Origin of the sequence: Proteiniphilum sp. (assembly GCF_034927365.1) — a bacterium.
Taxonomy (GTDB): Bacteria; Bacteroidota; Bacteroidia; order Bacteroidales; family Dysgonomonadaceae; genus Proteiniphilum.
In genome coordinates this window covers 356,849-378,412 of sequence record NZ_JAYFQD010000010.1, presented here as the reverse complement: position 1 = coordinate 378,412, position 21,564 = coordinate 356,849, and the positions used below count along the sequence as shown (strand labels likewise).

Here is a 21,564-nt window from a genome sequence, read left to right as displayed (position 1 = left end):
ATGAAACATTTATCACTTACATTTTTGACTTTAGCTGTGTTGATTCTGGCATCATGCGGTGATCAATACTCCAATATAGAAGAGTACGCAGGAGAGGTAATATACCCCGCTCGTTTCGACACTATCGTGGGCCATATAGGTTACGAAAGAGTTGAAATCGACCTGATGAAGGCAGGACGCATTCCATCCAGCCAGCTTAAACTGGGTAAGGCGGTCAGGACCGTAGTAGAGTATGATGGTGAAAAACATCCTATCGACTCGGTATGCTCCTGGGTGAATATTACGGGATTGACCGAGACCAAGTTGTATCGTTTTAAGGTCTATACTGAAGACGAATTCGGTAACGCATCGGTACCCCAGGAGATCGCCTTGATACCTTTTACAAAGTTAGACAGGGATTTATTAGGTATTGCTTCTCCCAAACTGACGGTTTCACCGTCGGCCATGGTTGTGGAATGGCCTAACGGACTCAATTCGGTAGTAATGGAATATCACGGTCTGACATATAAGTATACCGACAAGGATGGCGCCGTGCAGAGTGGACAGGTAACCACTCCGCGCTTCTATTGCGGCAACCTGGCTACAGGGCAGGAGTTGACTGTTGATGTGGATTACAAGGTTGTGCCTATTCAGAGCGACGGGACCAAGATTCTTGATACGGTGATAGTGTCTAAACCGCTGGTTCTCAATATACCTACACGTGATACCCCGTTCTCCCCCTCGGAGACATCGGTATTGCAGGCCAATGGTATCACTACCTTCACTGCAGCGGCAGTTGAGAATGTTACTAAACTGACCTATCCGCTTCACACATCCACTTTCTCCGACCTGTTCTATTTCCCGAGTTTGACGGAACTTGACCTGACCGGTGCCGGCTTGCAAAATGTGCTGCCTACGCTGGATTACGATCGAAATGGAGTAAAAACCCGATGTGGTGGAGGGGCATGGCAGCCGTTCATGCTTCGTGTTGAAAAACCGGTAGATATAAAAATATCGAGTATTGCTTCTTTAAAAGATATCCTCGAATCGGGACAGTTGAAGAAGGTGCGTTATATCCCCAAATCGATGGCACTTGACGACGTTTTAGCACCTTACGTGGCAAGTGGTGTGGTAGAGCTTGTGAAGGATGACGATCCTTTATATCCCAACGAAGTATTTATTGAACCGCAATTCTTTGTGAAAGGACAGGTGGTGGATAATAACTGGGAGATGTATAACGCCTATTCAGGTAGTTTCCTTCCAAGAAGTGGATTTACTGATATCACAAAATTTGATCCGAAGAATGAGAAAGTGAATGGCCAATCGGTAGATTTGCATCTTGATCAGTTGATACAAAGTGATGGTAGCAACATCTACAGGAGTGTTATTCGTATGAGAAGCGGTTCATTTGCCATGGCTCTTCCGAAGGAATACCGTTACGATAATCAACGTTATAAGAGGTTGCGTTTCAAGATGTTCTGTGGGAGCTCCCCGGAAATTATGGCCGGTAGTAACAATGTCTTCCTACAGCCTTGGATCCGCCCTATGAATTATATGTGGAACTTCGGTAATAACAGTATTTACGGACAACAAAACTGGGATGTATCGCAATCACAAAGTAATTGGATACAAACGGCGCAGATACAGAACGAATGGCGGGAATATGTGATTGATATGACACCCAATGATGGTGGAGATACTTCGAACCGTAGAAACAGGGTAATTGTGTTTAATATCGGCCATGAACCTGCTTCGTTCACTTATGATGCCACTAAACAGGTAGTGATCTATGTGGCAGATATCAGGTTTACGAAAAATTAAAAAATGGAGCATCTGATTATGTAAATATAGATCTATTTTCTCTTTATCGGATTGGTATTCCGGTAAAATTGGAAATTGTATCTTATGAATGTCGGCAGGCTTTCGGTTGAGAAAGCCTGCCGTTTTTTTGAGAAAAGGTTTCCTGATTTTATTCTTTTGTTTTAGTGAAATGCCCTAAAAAAACAAAAAGGGGTTGGAAAAAAGACTATTTTTTCGTACTTTTGTTTGTTTTTGGAAGAATCCGTGGATCCCTTGTAGGGAGCTAATTCGAGGGTGTTTTAACAAAGAATAAAAGAAATGTCAGAAGAAGAGAAGAAAAATGGTAGCGGGAACTATTCCGCGCAAAATATTCAGGTGCTCGAAGGGCTTGAGGCGGTACGTAAACGTCCCGCGATGTATATCGGGGATGTGAGCGAGAAGGGGTTACACCATTTAGTGTCTGAGGTGGTTGATAACTCCATTGATGAGGCCTTGGCCGGATACTGTTCGGAAATCAATGTGACGATCAATGAAGATAACTCCATTACCGTAAAAGATAACGGACGGGGAATCCCGGTAGATTATCACGAAAAGGAAAAGAAATCGGCCCTGGAAGTTGTACTCACTGTATTGCATGCCGGTGGTAAGTTCGACAAAGGCACTTATAAGGTATCGGGCGGGCTTCATGGTGTGGGTGTTTCCTGTGTGAATGCTCTTTCTATCTATCTGAAGGCTGAGATTCACAAGGAAGGAAAGATTTATGTGCAGGAATATTCGAAAGGTAAACCTTATGCCGATGTAAAAGTGGTAGGTGAGACAAAAGAAACCGGTACCATTATCACTTTCAAGCCGGATGATACCATTTTCACCACACTGGAATACCGGCACGACATCCTGGCAACCCGTCTTCGTGAATTGGCTTACCTGAACGCCGGTATTACCCTTACATTGACCGACAAGAGAACTCCTCATGAAGATGGTAGTTTCAGAATAGACCGTTATTACTCGGAAACAGGACTGGAAGAATTCGTGCGCTATATCGACAAGAATAAGGAATCCCTCATACCGGAACCCATCCATATCGTAACAGAGAAAAGCGGTATCCCCATAGAAATTGCACTTACTTATAATGATACTTACAACGAGAATATCTATTCTTATGTAAATAATATCAACACCATTGAAGGTGGTGCACACCTTACCGGTTTCAGACGCGGTCTTTCCCGTACGCTGAAGAAGTATGCCGAAGACTCCAAGATGCTTGATAAGGTAAAAGTAGAAATCAGTGGCGATGATTTCCGTGAGGGTATCACAGCCGTATTGTCGGTAAAAGTAGCCGAGCCTCAGTTTGAAGGCCAGACAAAAACGAAACTGGGAAACAGCGAAGTGATTGGTGCCGTGGATCAGGCTACCGGTGAGGCCCTCAGAAATTATCTGGAAGAGCACCCGAAAGAGGCACGGGTAATCGTTGAGAAAGTGATTCTGGCAGCGACCGCCCGCCAGGCTGCCCGCAAGGCACGTGAAATGGTGCAACGCAAATCACCGCTGTCGGGTGCCGGATTACCCGGGAAGTTGGCCGACTGCTCCAGTAAGGACCCCGTACAGAGTGAGATTTTTCTGGTGGAAGGAGATTCTGCCGGTGGTACTGCTAAACAGGGGCGTAACCGCATATTTCAGGCTATCTTGCCGTTACGCGGTAAAATTCTTAACGTGGAAAAAGCGATGCCTCACAAAGTACTGGAAAGTGACGAAATCAAAAACATATATACCGCTTTAGGTGTTTCTATAGGAACCGAAGAAGATTCCAAGGAACTCAATATCGGGAAACTGAGGTATCATAAGATCATTCTGATGACGGACGCTGATGTGGACGGTAGCCATATCGATACCCTTATTCTTACTTTTTTCTTCCGCTATATGCGATTGCTGATAGAAAACGGATACGTTTACATCGCCACTCCGCCCCTCTATCTCTGCAAAAAAGGCAAGATAGAAGAGTATTGCTATAACGATCAGCAGCGACAGGCTTTTATCAACAAATATGCCGATGGTAACGAAAACGCTATCCATACGCAAAGTTACAAAGGTCTTGGTGAGATGAATGCTGAGCAGCTTTGGGAGACAACAATGAATCCCGAGAACCGTACACTGAAACAGGTGACAATTGAGAATGCTGCCGATGCAGATATTATCTTTTCCATGTTGATGGGAGAAGAGGTAGGTCCACGCCGGGAATTTATTGAAGATAATGCAACCTATGCCAATATCGATGCATAGATGAGAAAATAACAAGATGAAGCGACCGCCGTCACTGCAGTTTAACGATAGAGCCGTCATTATTTCTCCCGCGGGGAAAATAGATGGGTATATCGTGCAGGGGGCAGCCGCTGTGCTGGAAAACTGGGGACTCCGTCCGGAAATCAGTGAAAATGCCCTGTGTGAAGCCGGGCGATTCAGCGGTTCGGTAGAGCAACGACTGTCAGATCTGCAAAAAGCGTTCGACGATCCGGATATAAAACTTGTCTTCTGCTCCCGTGGCGGTTACGGCGTGGTACATCTACTTGAGAAACTTGACTTTTCAGGTATAAAAAAAAATCCGAAATGGGTCGTAGGTTATAGTGATATAACCCTCCTACATGCTACACTACAAACCTGTGGTATAGCTTCCCTTCACGCGCCGATGGCTCAACATTTTTCAGATGAGGGTTCGGAAGATATAGCAGTGCGCTATACAAAAACTGTGTTATCAGGACAACCTGTGAGCTACCGGATTCCGGTAGCAAAGAGTTCTCTTTTAAATAGAAAGGGGGAATCGTCAGGTAGGTTGTTCGGTGGGAATCTGTCGGTATTCTGCAGTTTGCTGGGATCTCAATACGCCAAAATCCCCAATGGAGGTATATTATTTATAGAGGATATCGGTGAAGTGCCTTATCGGGTAGACCGGATGATATATCAACTGAAAATTGGAGGCGTATTCAGTAAGATCAATGGTCTGATTATTGGTCAGTTTACCGGTTATGAGGAGGACCCGCAGATGTATTCTCCATTGTTTGAATCTATCAGGGAGGCTGTTTCTGAATACGATTTCCCTCTTTGCTTCGACTTTCCTGTAGGACATGTAAAGCTGAATTTCCCGCTAATTATGGGGGGAACAGCCGACTTGAAAGTGGAGGAAGATTTTATTTCATTCATACAATAAAACTATCATATAAGATGACGATAAGCCCTGAATTGTTATTATTGGTAGGATCTATCCTGTTTTTTATAAGCATGTTGATAGGAAAGGCAGGCCATCGTTTTGGAGTTCCTGTTTTACTCCTTTTTCTGATAGTGGGAATGGTTTTTGGATCCGACGGGTTTGGTCTGGTCTTTGAAAATGTACAGACTGCGCAGACCATCGGAACGATCTGTCTGACCATCATCCTGTTTTCCGGTGGATTGGATACCAAGTTTTCTGAAATTAAACCGGTCATCTGGCCCGGAGTTATTCTTGCTACTTTAGGCGTTTTTATTACCGCTATAATAACCGGCCTGTTCACTTACTGGCTGTCGGGACACCTGTTTCCCTCTTTGGGAATTAGCCTGTTAACTGCTATGTTGCTTGCTTCGACCTTCTCTTCAACCGATTCTGCTTCAGTGTTCGGAATATTGCGTTCTAAAGGACTCTCTCTTAAGAATAACCTGCGCCCGTTGTTGGAGTTGGAGAGTGGAAGTAATGACCCTATGGCATATATGCTCACCATCGTTTTTATGGGAATCATCCAATCGGGGAATGATCCCAATATCGGTATGGTAGCACTTACCATTGTGGTACAACTGGTAGTGGGTACGGCAGTAGGTTATTTTCTGGGAAAAGGGGCGGTGACCATTATCAACCGGATCCGAATGGATAACAGCTCCTTATATCCAATTCTTTTACTGACCTTAGGTGTATTCATCTTTGCAGTTACTTACTATTTGAAAGGAAATGGATATCTTGCCGTTTATATCGCAGGATTGGTGATAGGCAATTCTAAGTTCTCACATAAGCGTACCTCCATGAAATTTATGGACGGTTTTGCCTGGATGAGTCAGATATTGCTTTTCCTTACACTCGGTTTACTGGTCAATCCCAATGAACTGGTCGATGTGATTGTGCCGGCATTGATTATCTCTGCTTTCGTGATATTTATAGGGCGACCGCTGACTGTTTTCCTGACACTGATCCCATTTCGTAAGATAGGGTTCAAGGACAATCTTTATATTTCTTGGGTAGGACTGAGAGGGGCAGTACCTATTATATTTGCGATTCTGCCGTTGGCTGCCGGTATCCCGGACTCACGATGGATATTTAATATGGTTTTCGTGATTACTATCGTCTCTCTACTCGTACAGGGAACGTCTTTGCCCATCGTGGCAAGATGGCTGAATCTGGCCGAGAAACCAGAAGAATATAAAGCTTTTGAGTATTTCGACGTAGAGTTTGCTGAAGAAATCAAATCGGCAATGACTGAAATACTGATCACTGAAGATACTTTGCAATACGGGAAAAATCTGATGGAAATGCCTTTGCCGGATAAGACGCTGGCAGTTATGGTGAAACGGGGTGAACGCTATTTTGTACCGTCCGGACAGACCGAGTTGCATGCAGGAGATAAAATACTGGTTATCTCTGATGACGAAGAGGCGCTCAGGGAAACTTACCAAAATATAGGTATTTCCAATTTCTCGTATCAGAAGAACCAGTGATGATTTGTTGATTTACTGATTCCGATAAAGCGGAACAGGTAGTAATGATTGATTAATGAGCCAATGATAGACTAGGAAGATGAGGAGATTGGGTGATTTTTTCGTATTGATCCTGTTAATAGCCGGAGTGCTATTTTCCATATCGTGCAACTCTTGTCAATCCAATAAGAACGTGGTTCTGTCGGAACCATACCTGCAAGTTTCTCCGGAATTCAATGCCGATAGTGCTTACTTTTTCGTGGAGAAACAGGTGGATTTTGGTCCCAGAGTACCAGGTTCTTTAGCACATAAATCCTGTGGCGATTACCTGGTGGCAAAGCTGGCCGAATTCGGTGCAAAGGTTACAGAACAACATGCGGATATTACGCATTACGATGGAAAAAATATTACCATACGCAATATCATCGGGAGTTATCATCCCGAAAAGGAAAAAAGAGTATTGCTCTTTGCACATTGGGATTCGCGTCCGTTTGCAGATGAAGAATCTGATCCCGCCAGACAGCGTCAACCCATTCCGGGGGCTGATGACGGTGCAAGTGGAGTGGGGACACTGCTGGAAATTGCCCGTAACCTGCAAAAATTTCCGGTGGAGGTGGGTGTTGACATTATCTTTTTTGATCTGGAAGATTGGGGACAACCCTCATTCGATAAGGAGTCGATAGAGGGGGAATGGTGGTGTCTCGGCTCTCAGTATTGGGCAGAACAGCCGCATGTGGAAAATTATAAAGCCGAATATGGTATTTTGCTCGATATGGTGGGAGCAGCAAATGCGACTTTCATGAAAGAGGGATACTCCATCCAATATGCATCGGGTGTGCTTGACAAGGTGTGGAGTACCGCTGCAAAATTGGGTTATAATAACTATTTCCCGACGAAGGGTGGAGGGTATATTACAGATGATCATTTGTCGGTAAACCGTTATCACCGCGCGCCAAGCATTAATATAATCAATTTGAAGAATGATACCCATACCGGTTTTGTCCCGTATTGGCATACGCATAAGGATGATATGCGTAATATCGACAGGAAAAGTCTCAAGATAGTAGGACAAACGGTGATGGAAGTGATTTATACAGAGAAAGGAATATGATACAGACAATAGATGAAGTACAACAGGAAATTATTGACGAGTTCAGCATTTATGATGATTGGATGGATAAATATGCCGTTATTATTGAACAGGGAAACGCCCTGCAACCTCTCGAAGAGAAATATAAAATACCCGAAAACATTATTGAGGGATGTCAGAGCCGTGTATGGTTACAGACTGATTATCGTGAAGGGATACTCTATTTCCAGGCAGAGAGCGATGCCATCATAGTGAAGGGCTTGCTTGCGTTGGTGTTGAGAGTATTCAATGGACGTACTCCCGATGAGATTATCAATACCAATCTGCGATTTATGAAAGAGATCGGGCTTACAGATCACCTTTCACCGACACGCTCCAATGGCTTACTCTCGGTGATCAAGCAGATTCGTTTTTACGCTATCGCATATAAAGCCAAAGAGGAGAAGAACTGATTTCCGTCCGGGCAGGTTTTTCAATTTCCGTCTTTACTCATTTCTTCCGATCTTTTTCTGGCTGCATCAAGTATTCCTTCGAAGTGTTTTCCAATCTCATGTGTGCGGAAATAATCCAGACCGGCTTGGGTTGTGCCTCCCTTACTGGTGATATTCTGTATCAACTGTTCGATGCTGTAACTCTTCTGGTTTTGGGTGAAATAGAGAGTGGTTCCCTGCGTAAGTTCCAGCAATAATTCGTCGAGAAGTGCTCCGGGGAGGTTAAATTCCTGCATTTTATCCTTGAAGATCTGGATAAAGGAGAGGATGAAAGCGGGTCCGCTTCCGAAGACAGCAGTAAACAGGTCGAAGCCGCTCTCTTCTAATTGTACTGCTTTCCCCAGTTTTCCCAAAAGAGTGAAAATCTCTGCTGCATTCTCGTTATCAGGTTGATTGGTGGCGAAAGCAGTCACCGATTTACGGTAAGCCATAGCCAGATTAGGCATGATACGCACGATCAGTTGTGTCTGTCCGAAATAACGTTCAATAAAAACTATGGTTCTTCCCGCGACGGGGGAGACAATGGTCTTGCCAGTTCTGTCGAGTGGTTTCAATTCTTCCAGGACAGAGGATAAGTCCTGTGGCTTTACCATCAGCCAGATCACATCTGCAAAAGCAACCAAATCTTCAATCCGTTCGTAATAGGGTATAGCTGCTTCCCTTTGGCTTCTTGCAAAGTAAGCAAATTCTATATTTTCTTCCTCTTTTAATCCTTGATAAACCGCCTTGGCAAGATTACCAAAACCTATAAAACCATGTTTCACTTTCATATTTTTTTAGAGCCAAGACTATTAGACTGTCAGAGCCAAGATTTTATTAATTGATAATTGACAATGACTTCTTCACTTTAGACTTCTTTTCTAATTATGCACATTGGCATATTGGCACATTAATTAATTCATTTCTTCCCGAAGAACCGGGTGAAAGGGATACGATTACCCATAGCATTGATGATATAATTGGCACGTTGCCCGTTCACTATCCACATTTCTACACTGTGCTGCATACATATTTCAGCAGCGTGTACTTTGGACGACATACCGCCGGTGCCGAGCATGGATTCCTTCTCTTCGATATATTTGTAGATCGAATTCAAATCGAAAACTTCTTTGATCAATTGTGCATCGGCATGGAGATGAGGATTCCGGTCGAAGATGCCATCGATATCGGAGACAAGGACCAGTAGATCTGCTTCGGTGATTACTGCCACCAACGCTGATAGTTTATCGTTATCACCCAACACGATCTCTTCGATAGAAACCGTATCGTTTTCATTGACGATAGGAATATAATCGACCTGCCAGAGACGTTTGATCGTATTACGGGTATTCTCGTTGGCTACCGGATTTTCGAAATCGCGGTAAGTCAGCAATATCTGTGCGATATTCAAACCGAAAGTGCTGAAGATAGAGTCGTATAGTTCCATCAATTTGGTTTGTCCGATAGCTGCCAACGCCTGTTTGGAATCGACATGCTTATTGAAGCCGTTGATTTCGACAAATTGTCTTGCGGTAGCAATGGCTCCCGATGAAACGATTACGATATCATATTCTTTTTTCAATTCCACGATCTGTCGGGCCAGGCTTTCGATCACTGCAAACGATATTCGGTTTGTTCCTGCTGTCAGTGTGGAGGTCCCTATTTTTATAATCAGTTTCTTCTTCATTCTCCCTTGTCTTATCTTCCCAGTTCTAACTTCTTAGTTTTTAGTTTCTCACTCCCTTATCTGTCCATTTCCGAATACAAACCACTTGTTCGTCACTAATTGCTGGGCACCCAAAGGACCGCGGAAGTGGAGTTTTTGAGTGCTAATGGCGATTTCTGCACCTACACCAAATTGTCCTCCATCGGTAAATCGGGAGGAAGCATTATGGTAGACCGCGGCACAATCAACCTGTTGCATAAATTCGACAGCCTGAGTGGCATCATTAGTGACGATCACGGCAGTATGTCCTCCGGAATAGCGATTGATCATATTGATGGCATCCTGAGTTCCATCAACAAGAGAGAGGTATAGTTTGGGTGCCAGGTATTCTTCACAAAGCGTAGCAGCATCGTTTTCTTCTTTGATGTCTGTGCAGAGGGAGACTATTTGTTTGTTTCCCCATACTTCTATACCTTTTTTGGTAAGGTTTGTCATCAGATCGGACAGTTTATCCTTTAATCCGTTTATATTTTTGTGTATCAGCACCTTGTCTATGGCGTTACATACGCTGATACGCTTTTTCCCGTTCAGCACCAGTCGGATAGCCATTGCGAAATCAGAATTGTCATCCACATAAAGAAAATTATTTCCTCTGCCACTCACAATCACCGGTACCGAGGCGTTCTCCTGTACAAAACGGATCAATCCTTCCCCTCCGCGTGGAATAATGAGGTCTACCCTATGGCTGTTTTCTTTGATTAGGACTTGTGTCTCTTCACGTGAAAGATCGAGATATTGTATATAATCCTCATTGGCGTTTTGTTCAGCGAGTGCCTGTTTCCACAATCCTGTGAGCAATAGATTGGTCTGACGTGCCTCTTTACCTCCTTTGAGTAAAATACGGTTGCCAGCTTTGAAGGCAGTTGCCGCCGCTTCGATGGTCACATCGGGGCGTGATTCGTAAATGATCAGGATTGTGCCGAACGGTACTGTCTGATTGACAACGCGCAACCTGTCTTCCCTGACAAATTCATAAAGGATTTTTCCCTCCGGATCAGGTTGTGAAGCCACTTCCTCCAATGATTGAATCATCCCGTCGATCTTTTTGTCATCCACTTTGAGGCGGTCTTTCATTGAATCGTCCATCTCTGGAAAGGCATTTATATCTGCCTTATTGGCCTCTTTGATCTTCTCCCTGTTCAACTCCAATAGTTGTGCAAGAGAGAATAATACCTTATTTTTTTGTTTATTATTCATTTTGATAGTGTTTTGACTTCAAAGGTAGCAAATTATTCTCAAAAGAATTGATCTGCTGTTTAATTTGAAATATGATTATGAAGATTTAAACCCTTTTCTATTTGATGAGTCCAATCCGCAATGATTAACAAAGAAACTTACAGCCAATCGTTTAAAGCGCTTTTCCGGAACCTTGTACCCTTTGTAAAACCCTATAAAAGGATGATAGCCGGAACCTTATTTCTTACACTGGTCGGATCGTTTGCCGCTCAGGTAAATCCACTTTTGGTCAATGAGACAATCAACCGTGTAGAGGAGTTGCTCAGGTATCCCGATCCATTTGAACATGGGGTACGGTTGTTGCTGATTATTTCGGCAATCATGCTGGCCAACGAGTTGTTGAACATCGGTATCCAGTTCGGACAGAAATATTTTGGTGAGAAAATCCGTATCAAAGTGGGAAGTGACTTGTCTCAGGCGTCGGTTGAGAGGATACTGAATTACAAAATGTCTTTTTTCTCCGAACCGGAAAATCAGACAGGATTATTGCAAACCCGGATCAACAGGGGAATAGAAAGTCTTATCGGATTGGTACAGAACTTCTTTCTCGATATTCTACCTCTTTTCTCCACTGCCATTATCGCCCTTGTGGTGATGTATAATGCAAATCTTTATGTAGGATTGCTGGCGACGATCATCGTACCGGCTTATTTCTATGTGAGCCAGCGACAGGCGGGACGGTTGAAAGGATGGCGTATTCAGTTGCGTGGACAATGTGAGCGTAAAAATCACGGATTGATCAATATCATCGACTCTATCACGGTGATCAAGAGCTTCGTACGGGAAGAGCCGGAAGGAAAGAAACAATACGACGTGCAGATGGAGATGCTCAACAACCAATTGCAGACCCGCCGGACAAGCTATGTGTACGAAAGCCTGAAATCGTTTATCCAGCAAATCGGGGTGGTGTTGATCATTATCCTTACCGTGTTCCTTGTACTCGATGGACAGATGGGCATCGGTGCTATCATGATGCATATCATGCTCTTCCGGAACGTATCGGCCCCCATCAGCCAGTTACACCGGATTTATGACCAGGTCAATGATGCACTGATATATGCCGACGGTTTTTTTGAAGTGCTTGCCAATGACGATGCGGTAGAGGTGGGCGGTAACGTGAAGGCGGAGAATGTACAGGGGCAGTTTGAAGTGAAGGATGTGACCTTTACTTATCCTAATGGAAAACAGGCGCTTTCGGATGTGACTCTCTCCCTGGATAAAGGTAAGACGACCGCTATCGTGGGATTGAGCGGTGCCGGTAAGAGTACCCTGATCAATCTGCTCTGTAAATTTTATAAACCCGATAGCGGCGAAATCCTGCTGGATGGGATCGATCTGGAAGATTATGAGAATGGTTCGTTACGGAACAATGTAGGATTGGTATTACAGAAGAATCATATCTTTAAGGGCACCATCTACGATAATATCCTTTATGGGAAACTTGATGCTTCAGACGAAGAGGTGATCGAAGCGTCGAAAAGGGCTTTCCTGCACGACCAGGTACTTATGTTGCCGGAGGGTTACGATACCGATGCTTTCAACCTGAGCGGAGGCCAGCAGCAACGGATTGCCATTGCCCGGCTGTTCCTGAAGAATCCGCCTGTGATTTTCCTTGACGAGCCTACTGCCAGCCTTGATGCCATTGCTACCGAGCATATCAAAATGAGCCTTGATGCCATTAAAGAAGGACGTACGGTAGTGATTATTTCGCACTCTTTGTCGCAGATTGTGGATGCCGACGTGATCCATGTGTTGAAAGATGGGCGATTGGTAGAAACCGGAACTCATGAATCACTCTACAAACTGGGTGGTGAATACCGCAAGATATTTGATGCTTCCGCCCGTAGTCTCAACCTCGACAAGATGATGGATACCCTTGCCGGTTAGGCTGAAGAAGATTTTAAAAGAGGGAGAGGTATTTCGCACGCTGCTATTAAAAGGAAGTAATGGTGATCAATAAAATGAAAGACATATATCTTTAATCAAACCTGATAATAAACCGTGTCCAACCATCGGAATAGGTACGCAGGGAGTATTGGAAGTCGTGTTGGGTGAGTACTTCGCGGATAAAAAGTAAGCCGATCCCTTGTCCTTGCGGTTTGCTGGAGAAGAATGGATTAAAAATCTTTTTCTCTATCTCTTTGTTGATTCCTTTGCCATTATCGGCTATGACCAGCATTTTTGGCTGGGAGCTTATGGAGATGATAATCTCGCCATCTTGTTCGATACTTTCTACCGAATTTTTGATGATGTTGAGCAATCCCTGCCCGAAAAGAGAGGTATCGAGTTGTACCGGCTGCAAGTTTTCATCCGGTTGAAAAGTGAGTTGAATGTTCCTGTTGAGGCACATCACTTCCATAAAACGGGTCATGTTGGCAATTAACTGGTTCAGATCTACAAGTTCCGGTACTGCTTTGGGGATCTTCACCACATCTGCGAAGTTAGTGATGAAACGGCTCATCCCATAACATCTTTCTACACAGATCTGCATCGCCTGGCGCATATCCTGTGTCTCGGCAAGAGGAGCCAGTTCTTCAATCACAGTATCGAGGGTAGAGGTAATCCCTGCAGTGGTGTTGTTCACCTCATGCGATATCATTCGGATCACTTTCTCGTATGCTTTCTTCTCTGCCCTGCGCACCTCTTCGGTAAGGCTTTCTATCAAATAGAACGGACGCGGGAATCCCCGATCGATAAACGATTCCAGCGTACATTTATAGACGGTTCCGTTGCTCAAGCCGATAGAACGGGTTTCATGCATCGGTATTTCCGAAAGGTCAATTGGCAACGATTCCCCTATTTCGGAGAGTTTTTTGCCTTGTACCTGATCTGCATTTTCCAAATCCATCAGTTTGATTGCTGCTGGATTCAGGTCGGTGATCTGATGGTCGTAGTTCAGTACGATGACTCCCATGGGGGAAGCGGTGATGAGCAGGTCGAGGAATTCATTCTGTTCCCTGAGTTGGAGCCGTTCGTTCTTCAATTGCGCCATCATCCTGTTGAAAATAGCAACTACCCTGTCGGCTTCATATTGTCCCACTTCCCTGAGCTTGGAACTGAAATCCTGCTCTCTGAGCAGATCCATACCACTACTGATGGTTTGTAGTGGGCGCACTGTTTTACGATAGAAGATGACTAGGTATGCCAATGCTACCAGAATAAGTCCTTCCAGTACTACTGTTCTCCACGACAATGCATTCAGATTCTCGTAAAGCGTAAATCCGAAGATCACCAGTAATAGAAATACCAGGATATAGAAATAGACTTTCAACTTCATTTTTATTGTTGAATCGTTTAATTGTTAAACAGGTAAATCGTTAAACCGTCGTATTTTATTGGCACATTGGCATATTGGCACATTAGACATCACAACCCATATTTCTCAATGCGCCGATAGAGGGCAGTCCGACTTATTCCCAACGTTTTTGCTGCTTTTGACAGATTCCCGTTATGCTGTTCGATAGCATTGCGGATGGTTTGCGCTTCCAACGTGTCTAACGTCATCCCTTGGACTGTGGCCGATGGAGTCACTATCTCCTGGATCGTTGTCTGGCCGCGGAGGTCGTCTGCTGTGATACGATTCTTCCCGCTAACAAGGATTGTGCGTTCCACCAGGTTCTTCAATTCCCTGATGTTTCCGGGGAAGGGCAGAGTCTGGAGCAATTCGAAAGCGTCGGATGTAAATGATATGGCAGCCAACCTGTTTTGTGCCGATTGCCGGTCAGCGAAGAACTGTGCCAGCAAGGGGATGTCTTCTTTGCGTTCACGGAGGGCCGGCAGATGGACTTGTATCAGGTTGATGCGGTAGAAGAGATCTTCCCTGAATGTTTTTTCACGTACCATTTGTGGAAGATCGGCATTGGTTGCACTGACCACCCGTACATCCACTTTCCGGGGAGTACTGTCGCCCAGCACTTCAAACGTCTGGTCCTGCAATACACGCAGTAGTTTCACTTGACAAGTGGTGTCGAGTTCACCGATCTCGTCGAGAAAGATAGTACCCTTGTCCGCCAGCTCGAAGCGTCCGGTGCGGTCGGCTTGCGCATCGGTGAACGCCCCTTTCTTGTGGCCGAACATCTCGCTTTCGAAAAGGCTTTGCGATACACCGCCCAGGTTAACCTTCACGAATTGCTGTTTTTTTCGTGGACTGTTCTTGTGGATGGCCTCTGCGATCAACTCTTTCCCTGTGCCACTTTCTCCCGTGATCAGTACAGATGCGTTGGTGTTGGCAATGCGGGCAACCGTAGAGAGCACATTGATCAACGCCTCGGATTGGCCTATGATCGAAGAGAAGTCATATAGAGCATCCAGTTCACGGCGGGTTTGTGGCAATCCGTTAATCGTTTTCCGTGTTCTTAACTCGAGTGCCGTTTCTATCGAACTCAACAGTTGGCGGTTATCCCACGGCTTGGTGATAAAATCGAATGCCCCGGCTTTCATACCTCGTACCGCAAGTGATATCGATCCCCATGCCGTAATCAGTATGACCGGGACTGTGGGACAAAAGACCTGTACTTTCTGTAACAACTCTAACCCCTCTTCTCCTTTGGTCGTCAATGAGAAGTTCATATCCATCAACATCAGGTCGGGTGAAGTATGCCGTACGAAATCCAATGCGGCTTCAGGTGATGCCAGCGCTTCTGTCTCATATCCGGCACGTTTCAGCAATAGTGAAAGTGAAGAGCGCACAATCGCGTCGTCGTCAATTATCAGGATCATCATGCTTGCAAAGTTACTATTTTTTGTGCATCATTGGTTTTCTTTATTGCTGAAGCGTTAAACTGTTGATAAACAATTAAACGCTTCAATATTTTTACAATTACACATTTTATTCCATTATCAACCTTTCAAATTCCGCATCCATATCCATTCCTTTTCCAAAGTCGTGTAGTGTGAGGCTACGCAGTTGGTAGAGATAATACCAGTAGAGATGCATTTCCGACACATATTTGGCACGGGCATTGTCTTTCGAGAGTTGCGCATCATTCAGGTCGAGGGTATTGATCTTGCCGATCATAAACGATTCAACGGAGGTGTTGTAGCGTTTCTGTGCGATCACATCGGTTTCCCGGGCAATGCGCAGTTGTTCGGTTTGGTTGTTGTATTGTTCCACCAACAGGAAGATGTCCTGGTTGAAATCCATCTGTTCCTGTTTGAGACGGGAGACAATCACATCGCGGTTGGACTCCGCCACCTTTACACGCCCTTTACGCTTTCCCCAGTCGAGGATGGGGATCTTTACCCCCACCTGTACGACTTGGTAGTCCATCAGGTTCTGGTATGCGGTGCGGAACGCCTGATCCTGCCCGGTATACCCTATGGAGGCGAATAGATCGACTTCCCGTTGTGCCCCTTTGGCTTTGGCCACTTCATAGTCGGCTTCCAACTGCCGGCGACGGATATTCTGGGCAAGCGGGTTGTTCTGTTGTGCTTTTTCGAGTACTTCGTGGTAACTGATTACCGGATATTGTATCATCTCCGGGATGACGGGATCGATAGTGTCTGTCTCACTTAATCCTAAAAATGATCTTAGGCGGAACATCGCACCGTTGAGGGCCGACTGTTCCTTGGTAAGATTGGAGGCTGCCTTGAGAGCCGAGAGTTCCAACTGTAGGAGTTCGTTCTCCGATATCTGTCCCATTTTACGGCGAGCCTGTGCGATCTCATAAATACGGTCGGCATTTTTCTTGTTCTGTTCGGCGATATGCAGATTCTCCTTGGCAAGCAACAGTTGGAAATAGTAAGTGATGGTCCGGAGGGTGATGATCTCCACGTTTTCTAAATAAGCCGCTTTGGCTTCCTTATACCGGATCGGTTCAATACGGCGTTTCCATTTCATATTGTTTATGCTGAAGATAGGCTGTGAGTAAGTTATCCCCACCGGCACGCTCATATAGTACCGTTTTGCCCCGGTATTATTCAACGGATCAATAAGTTGTGCAGAAGTGTTGAGTGATAGTTTTCCCCCTGTCAACCAAATATTCTGGTCGATGGAGATATCTCCTGTTGCTCTCAGTGAATTGGTCCTGACGAACTTATAGGTTCCATCGTCGTTTTGATACAGGTTATAACTTCTTCTATAATCGGGAAGGGTAGAGGTGAAATTCACTTCTGGCAGAAGATCAGCCCGGTAAGTACGGTATTCCCAGTACGAAGTTTTCAATTCATTGAGCGCCACTGCGGCATCCACTGATTGTCGCCGTGCTATCTCTACGGCCTCGGAAAGCGTCAGCACCTGTTGTGCCGACACTTCCGTTGCCAGAGAAAATAAAAAAAGTAGAGTTATAAATTTTATTTTTTGTATAATTATCCTCATTAATCAAATCGTTAAATTATCACATTATTCATATTGGCATTACTTGTCCCGATTTATCGGGATTGACACATTGATTCATTGGCACATTGGTCACTCATCCCTCAACGCCTCCACTGGATGCACATTGGTCACTCATCCCTCAACGCCTCCACTGGATGCACTTTGGCCGCTTTATACGCCGGAAGCCATGCGCTGAAGAGGATAATCATTACGAGCAATAGATAGGTCATCAGGTTTGCTATTAAAAAGCGCCAGGTGAAATGTTGGGTTATATAGGGTGATCCCGGTACGGTTTCATATTTCCTGTGAAGATCTATATTGAGTTCGATCATTCCTGATCGAGCAATCACGTAGTTGATGATAAGTGCAGGAATAACGGCTAAGGTAAACAGAAGAATCGCTTCGGTGATAAACTGCCGCTGTAATGTTGTGCGTGGGCTTCCCATCGCCATCCGTAAGCCGATTTCGCCGAGTCGGGTTTCATTGCGGAACCAGAAGGTAGCGATGATTCCCAATCCAATATTCAGCAGGAAGAAGATCATCAACGCTGTACGGGTACGTACTTCGTTGGTGATGCCGAGTTCATATCTGAGATTTTCTTTCCGTTGGAGGAACGACTCTATATTTTTCAGGTAAAAATTTCCGATATGTAACTGTTTGGTCATCTCCTTGCGGAAATCAAGTATAAACTGTTTTTCGGGGATTCCCTGTTTCACCCGTAGACAGACACCAAAGCCTGTCAGATTATCCGGTGAAACCAATGGTGATCCGCCAAATACCGCGCCCTCCGGCAATCTGTAGTCGAACCGTTTCTGATCATTCAGGACATCTGCTACTACATACTTTTTTGCTCCATCACCGATATCTGCCGTAACGGTCTTTCCAATAGCCGACTCGTTTTTGAATAATTCCCATTCTACTTTTCGGGTGATAAGGATCGAGTTGTTCTGGTACAAATCAATACTTGCCGGCCGTTCCCATGAGGCATCTTTTGTCGATGTATAGCGGAAGATACGGAAAAAGTCACCCGAGCTGACATATTTTGTTTCGGCAAATACTACGGAGAAATCATCATTCTCTTTTGTGACAGATGTTCTGTTCTGCCCTCCTGAAAAGGGAATGGATCCCCAGGCAAGATAGCTCAGGTCTGCATATTCCACATTCTTATACGCTTTGATCTTACGGACGAAAAGATCCAGATTTTCCATTATTTTTACCGAATCACTTTCCGCAGGATTATACCGACTGGTTTCATCACCGTAGATGCCGTAAGTTACGAGATAGGTGTCGCTTATATCGAAACCTTGTGGAATGCTTTTGTTGTGTAGCATCACAAAAGCGTAGTCCGTCAGCACCCAGACCAATACAAAGACGACCATCAGTTCGATGAAGATCCAGCCGTTGTATCTGCGTTGTGCCCAAATCTGCTTGAAAATATGATGTATCATGGTCAGTTGTATTTAATATATATAGAGTCTGTGATTTGTTTTCGTAGTGATCGGTAGACCGGTATCAACGCAGAGAGGATATTCATCACAAGGCATACCAGCAGGACGATAAGGAATATCTTGCCATTGAAGAGCATGGTGGCGGAGAAATCGACGGTTGTTCCTTCCGGAAGTGAACCTGAGTATTGCGTGCCTATATCGAGAATCCAGTTTCGGGTGAAGAAAAGGATCAGGTAGGAGAGTATCAAACCGGACAATCCTCCTATTCCGGTGAGCAACAGGTTTTCGGTCAATATTTGATTGATGAGTTTCGAACGGGATGCACCGAATGCCTTGCGTACGCCCATCTCGCCCAACCGCCGTTCCATACGGGTACTGTTCATTCCCGACAGATTGAGTGCAGGCACAAGCAGAAGCAGGAATATAACTAGCCAATTCTGAATCTGGATTTTTCTCATATCGGGACCTTCATTCGCCCAAAGTCGATGAATTTTCACCGATTGGATATCGGGTTGTCCCATCAAATCGGCTTTCCAATCTGTTGCCTGTGCGTTGTAACGGCGTACATTCTCGTTGACCTCAGCACGGATGGCTTCAAAATCGGACGGTGAGTGTACTAGCAGGTAAACGGCATGTACGCTACCGATCATTCCCCCTCTTTCTGGCCACTCCTTGTCATAATCTTTGATACAGGTATAGGGTATCCATATTCGGGCATAAGTCTCATTCATCAGATACGATACATCTTTTACCACACCCGCAATCCGATAGGGTTTAAAGCCATATTCAAGATATTGGCCTACCACATCGGTCGAACTGAAAATCTCTTTTGCCAATGACACGGTAATTACGGCGACCTGTAGTCCTGACTGGAAATCGGCATCAGAGAATGGTTTTCCCGACAGGAAATGAAAATTAAATATATCCCAGTAATTGGTATCGACAAATCTACTTTTTACGTTGAGAAGATTGTCGTCATTCGGCAATGAAACGAAATTGGATCCTGACCTCATTACCGATATCTTTTCGGGAGTCTTTAATGGCATGAAAAGTAATCGTGCAGCCTTAAAGGATAATGAACCGGAATTGGTATATTTAAACCGTGCCGTATCCATGGGGATCATACTGATCGTCTGCGCATACATCATCCTGTTCCGATTATATTCCGGATAGATATTGGCTGTTTTGATATGATTCAGTATAGCCAACACCATCACCATCGAGATACCCAATGCTGTTCCAGCCACGTAAATGGAACTGAAAAGTTTGTTCTGCTTTATCAGTTGCCACGCCTGTTTGAAGTATTGTTTAAGCATTCTTTTAGACTTTTTAGACTGATGGACTTTTAGACTTATAGACTTATAGACTTTTAGAACCAAGACTTTTTTAATTGAAAATTGACAATGGACAATGGAGAATGAATTACAAATCGACGTAGTCACTTCTTGAGTTCAGACCTCTTTTTATTAGTCTCATTGGCATATTGGCATATTGGCACATTGGCACATTGGCATATTAATCACTCATCTCGTAGCGCCTCCACCGGATGCACCTTCGACGCCTGGTGGGCGGGAATCCATGCGCTGATAGCGACGATAACGGCAAGCAGGATATACGTGATTCCGGCTGTTATCAGGAAACGGAGCCATTTGTTGGCAGTAATAAGACCGCTATCTGTAGAATAGGCTCCCAATGTTCCGATCAAATCGGCTTGGACAGCTCCAAAAATTATCAATAGCGCCGGTATCATGGCAGCCGTGAGCAAGAGGACTGATTCGAGCACCAATTGGAATTGTAATTTCTTGCGGTTGCTGCCCAAAGCCATACGCAATCCGATTTCACTTTTACGGGTCTGGTTACGGAACCAGAAAGTGCCGATCACTCCCAGTCCCATATTCAGCAGGAAAAAGATCATCAGGGCGGTACGTGTCCTTATTTCGTTGGTGAGTCCGTCCTCCATATCTATCCTTATCTGGCTGAACGAATCGATACCATCAAGATATAGGTTGCCGATCTTGAGTTTGTTGTTCATTTCATCATAAAACCGTTCAATGAACAACTCTTCGGGAATATCTTCTTTCACCCTTATCGCGATGGCGAAGTCACTGAAATTTTCGGGAGTGATCGCTTTATAGACAAAAGCAGCCGGCTCCGGCTGGAAGAAATCGAATCTTTTCTGGTCGTAGGTTACTTCTGCAACTATATAGTGCTTATCATGCATTTTGACCGGCTGTCCTATGGCAGACCCTTCGGGAAATAACTTTCGAGCTGCATATTGGGAGATGATGAGTTTATTGCCGGTTCTCAAATCTATCTGCGCCAATCTTTCAAAAGAGTTGTCCTGTAAAGACGTAAAACGGAAAATGCGGAAATAATCAGTAGACTGTATGTTCCGCATATGTATATAAAATTCTGAAGAATCAATGCCAATACTCCCATTAGAGTAACTTCCGGCATAAGGATACGATCCGGTGTATTGGTCGACGAACGTGCTATATTCTACTCCCGGAAATGCGCGTACCGCATCCATAAATCGTTGCACGTTGTCAAACATGGTAATAGGATCGGCTTCTTGGGGATTGTATTGGCGGGAAGAATTCGGAAGTACATCATACCTGATTAAAAAAGTGTTTTGGGTATCGTATCCTTCCGGGATAGACCGGTTATACATCAACACGAAGCTATAATCCACAATATACCATGCCAGCACAAAGACGAGGATCAATTCGATCAGAATCCAAGTGTTGTATTTCCGTTGTGCCCAGACCTGTTTGAAAATATGGTGTAACATG

The 21,564-nt window shown here is 44.6% G+C and carries 16 protein-coding genes; 7 read left to right on the top strand and 9 right to left on the bottom strand.

Going from position 1 to position 21,564, the window contains the following annotated elements; translation table 11 throughout:
• The 6 genes from VB073_RS08770 to VB073_RS08745 all read left to right on the top strand — a co-directional run bounded on the left by VB073_RS08770 (position 1) and on the right by VB073_RS08745 (position 8,028).
• Positions 1–1,800, top strand: coding sequence for a DUF4998 domain-containing protein (locus tag VB073_RS08770; RefSeq protein WP_323403781.1), 1,800 nt, complete (start codon positions 1–3; stop codon positions 1,798–1,800).
• A 297-nt stretch (positions 1,801–2,097) separates the two neighbouring features.
• Positions 2,098–4,056 (top strand): DNA topoisomerase (ATP-hydrolyzing) subunit B, encoded by a 1,959-nt coding sequence (gene gyrB, locus VB073_RS08765; protein WP_323403780.1) that lies wholly within the window; start codon positions 2,098–2,100, stop codon positions 4,054–4,056.
• Positions 4,057–4,072: 16 nt separating this feature from the next.
• A complete protein-coding gene (locus tag VB073_RS08760) occupies positions 4,073–4,978 on the top strand; it encodes an LD-carboxypeptidase (protein ID WP_323403779.1) in 906 nt (301 codons plus the stop codon).
• A gap of 14 nt (positions 4,979–4,992) precedes the next feature.
• Positions 4,993–6,507 carry a potassium/proton antiporter gene (locus tag VB073_RS08755; RefSeq protein WP_323403778.1) on the top strand — a complete coding sequence of 505 codons (1,515 nt, stop codon included), beginning with the start codon at positions 4,993–4,995 and terminating at the stop codon, positions 6,505–6,507.
• A gap of 79 nt (positions 6,508–6,586) precedes the next feature.
• Positions 6,587–7,597: a M28 family peptidase gene (locus tag VB073_RS08750; RefSeq protein ID WP_323403777.1), complete on the top strand. Its 1,011-nt coding sequence runs from the start codon at positions 6,587–6,589 to the stop codon at positions 7,595–7,597.
• On the top strand, positions 7,594–8,028 hold the full coding sequence (locus VB073_RS08745) for a SufE family protein (RefSeq protein WP_323403776.1): 435 nt from the start codon (positions 7,594–7,596) through the stop codon (positions 8,026–8,028). The genes VB073_RS08750 and VB073_RS08745 overlap by 4 nt, the downstream gene beginning before the upstream one ends.
• A gap of 20 nt (positions 8,029–8,048) precedes the next feature.
• On the opposite strand, the gene VB073_RS08740 is transcribed toward VB073_RS08745, so the two are convergent.
• From VB073_RS08740 to VB073_RS08730, 3 genes are all read right to left on the bottom strand, one after another.
• The gene (locus tag VB073_RS08740; protein WP_323403775.1) at positions 8,049–8,837 is read right to left on the bottom strand and encodes a pyrroline-5-carboxylate reductase family protein; all 789 of its coding nucleotides are present in this window, start codon (positions 8,835–8,837) and stop codon (positions 8,049–8,051) included.
• A 128-nt stretch (positions 8,838–8,965) separates the two neighbouring features.
• Positions 8,966–9,733, bottom strand: coding sequence for a glutamate 5-kinase (gene proB / locus VB073_RS08735; protein ID WP_323403774.1), 768 nt, complete (start codon positions 9,731–9,733; stop codon positions 8,966–8,968).
• A 48-nt stretch (positions 9,734–9,781) separates the two neighbouring features.
• Positions 9,782–10,969, bottom strand: coding sequence for a glutamate-5-semialdehyde dehydrogenase (locus VB073_RS08730; RefSeq protein ID WP_323403773.1), 1,188 nt, complete (start codon positions 10,967–10,969; stop codon positions 9,782–9,784).
• Between the two features lie 120 nt (positions 10,970–11,089).
• Between VB073_RS08730 and VB073_RS08725 the strand changes: the two genes are divergently transcribed.
• A complete protein-coding gene (locus VB073_RS08725; RefSeq protein ID WP_323403772.1) occupies positions 11,090–12,895 on the top strand; it encodes an ABC transporter ATP-binding protein in 1,806 nt (601 codons plus the stop codon).
• A 91-nt stretch (positions 12,896–12,986) separates the two neighbouring features.
• On the opposite strand, the gene VB073_RS08720 is transcribed toward VB073_RS08725, so the two are convergent.
• The 6 genes from VB073_RS08720 to VB073_RS08695 all read right to left on the bottom strand — a co-directional run bounded on the left by VB073_RS08720 (position 12,987) and on the right by VB073_RS08695 (position 21,563).
• Positions 12,987–14,285 carry a sensor histidine kinase gene (locus VB073_RS08720; protein ID WP_323403771.1) on the bottom strand — a complete coding sequence of 433 codons (1,299 nt, stop codon included), beginning with the start codon at positions 14,283–14,285 and terminating at the stop codon, positions 12,987–12,989.
• An 89-nt stretch (positions 14,286–14,374) separates the two neighbouring features.
• A complete protein-coding gene (locus VB073_RS08715) occupies positions 14,375–15,727 on the bottom strand; it encodes a sigma-54 dependent transcriptional regulator (RefSeq protein WP_323403839.1) in 1,353 nt (450 codons plus the stop codon).
• Positions 15,728–15,836: 109 nt separating this feature from the next.
• Positions 15,837–17,324 (bottom strand): TolC family protein, encoded by a 1,488-nt coding sequence (locus VB073_RS08710; RefSeq protein WP_416349517.1) that lies wholly within the window; start codon positions 17,322–17,324, stop codon positions 15,837–15,839.
• Positions 17,325–17,452: 128 nt separating this feature from the next.
• The gene (locus VB073_RS08705; RefSeq protein WP_323403770.1) at positions 17,453–18,772 is read right to left on the bottom strand and encodes an ABC transporter permease; all 1,320 of its coding nucleotides are present in this window, start codon (positions 18,770–18,772) and stop codon (positions 17,453–17,455) included.
• Positions 18,773–18,774: 2 nt separating this feature from the next.
• On the bottom strand, positions 18,775–20,088 hold the full coding sequence (locus VB073_RS08700; protein WP_323403769.1) for an ABC transporter permease: 1,314 nt from the start codon (positions 20,086–20,088) through the stop codon (positions 18,775–18,777).
• A 203-nt stretch (positions 20,089–20,291) separates the two neighbouring features.
• Entirely contained in the window at positions 20,292–21,563 is a 1,272-nt protein-coding gene (locus VB073_RS08695) for an ABC transporter permease (protein WP_323403768.1), read from the bottom strand.
• Position 21,564: the final 1 nt, after the last annotated feature.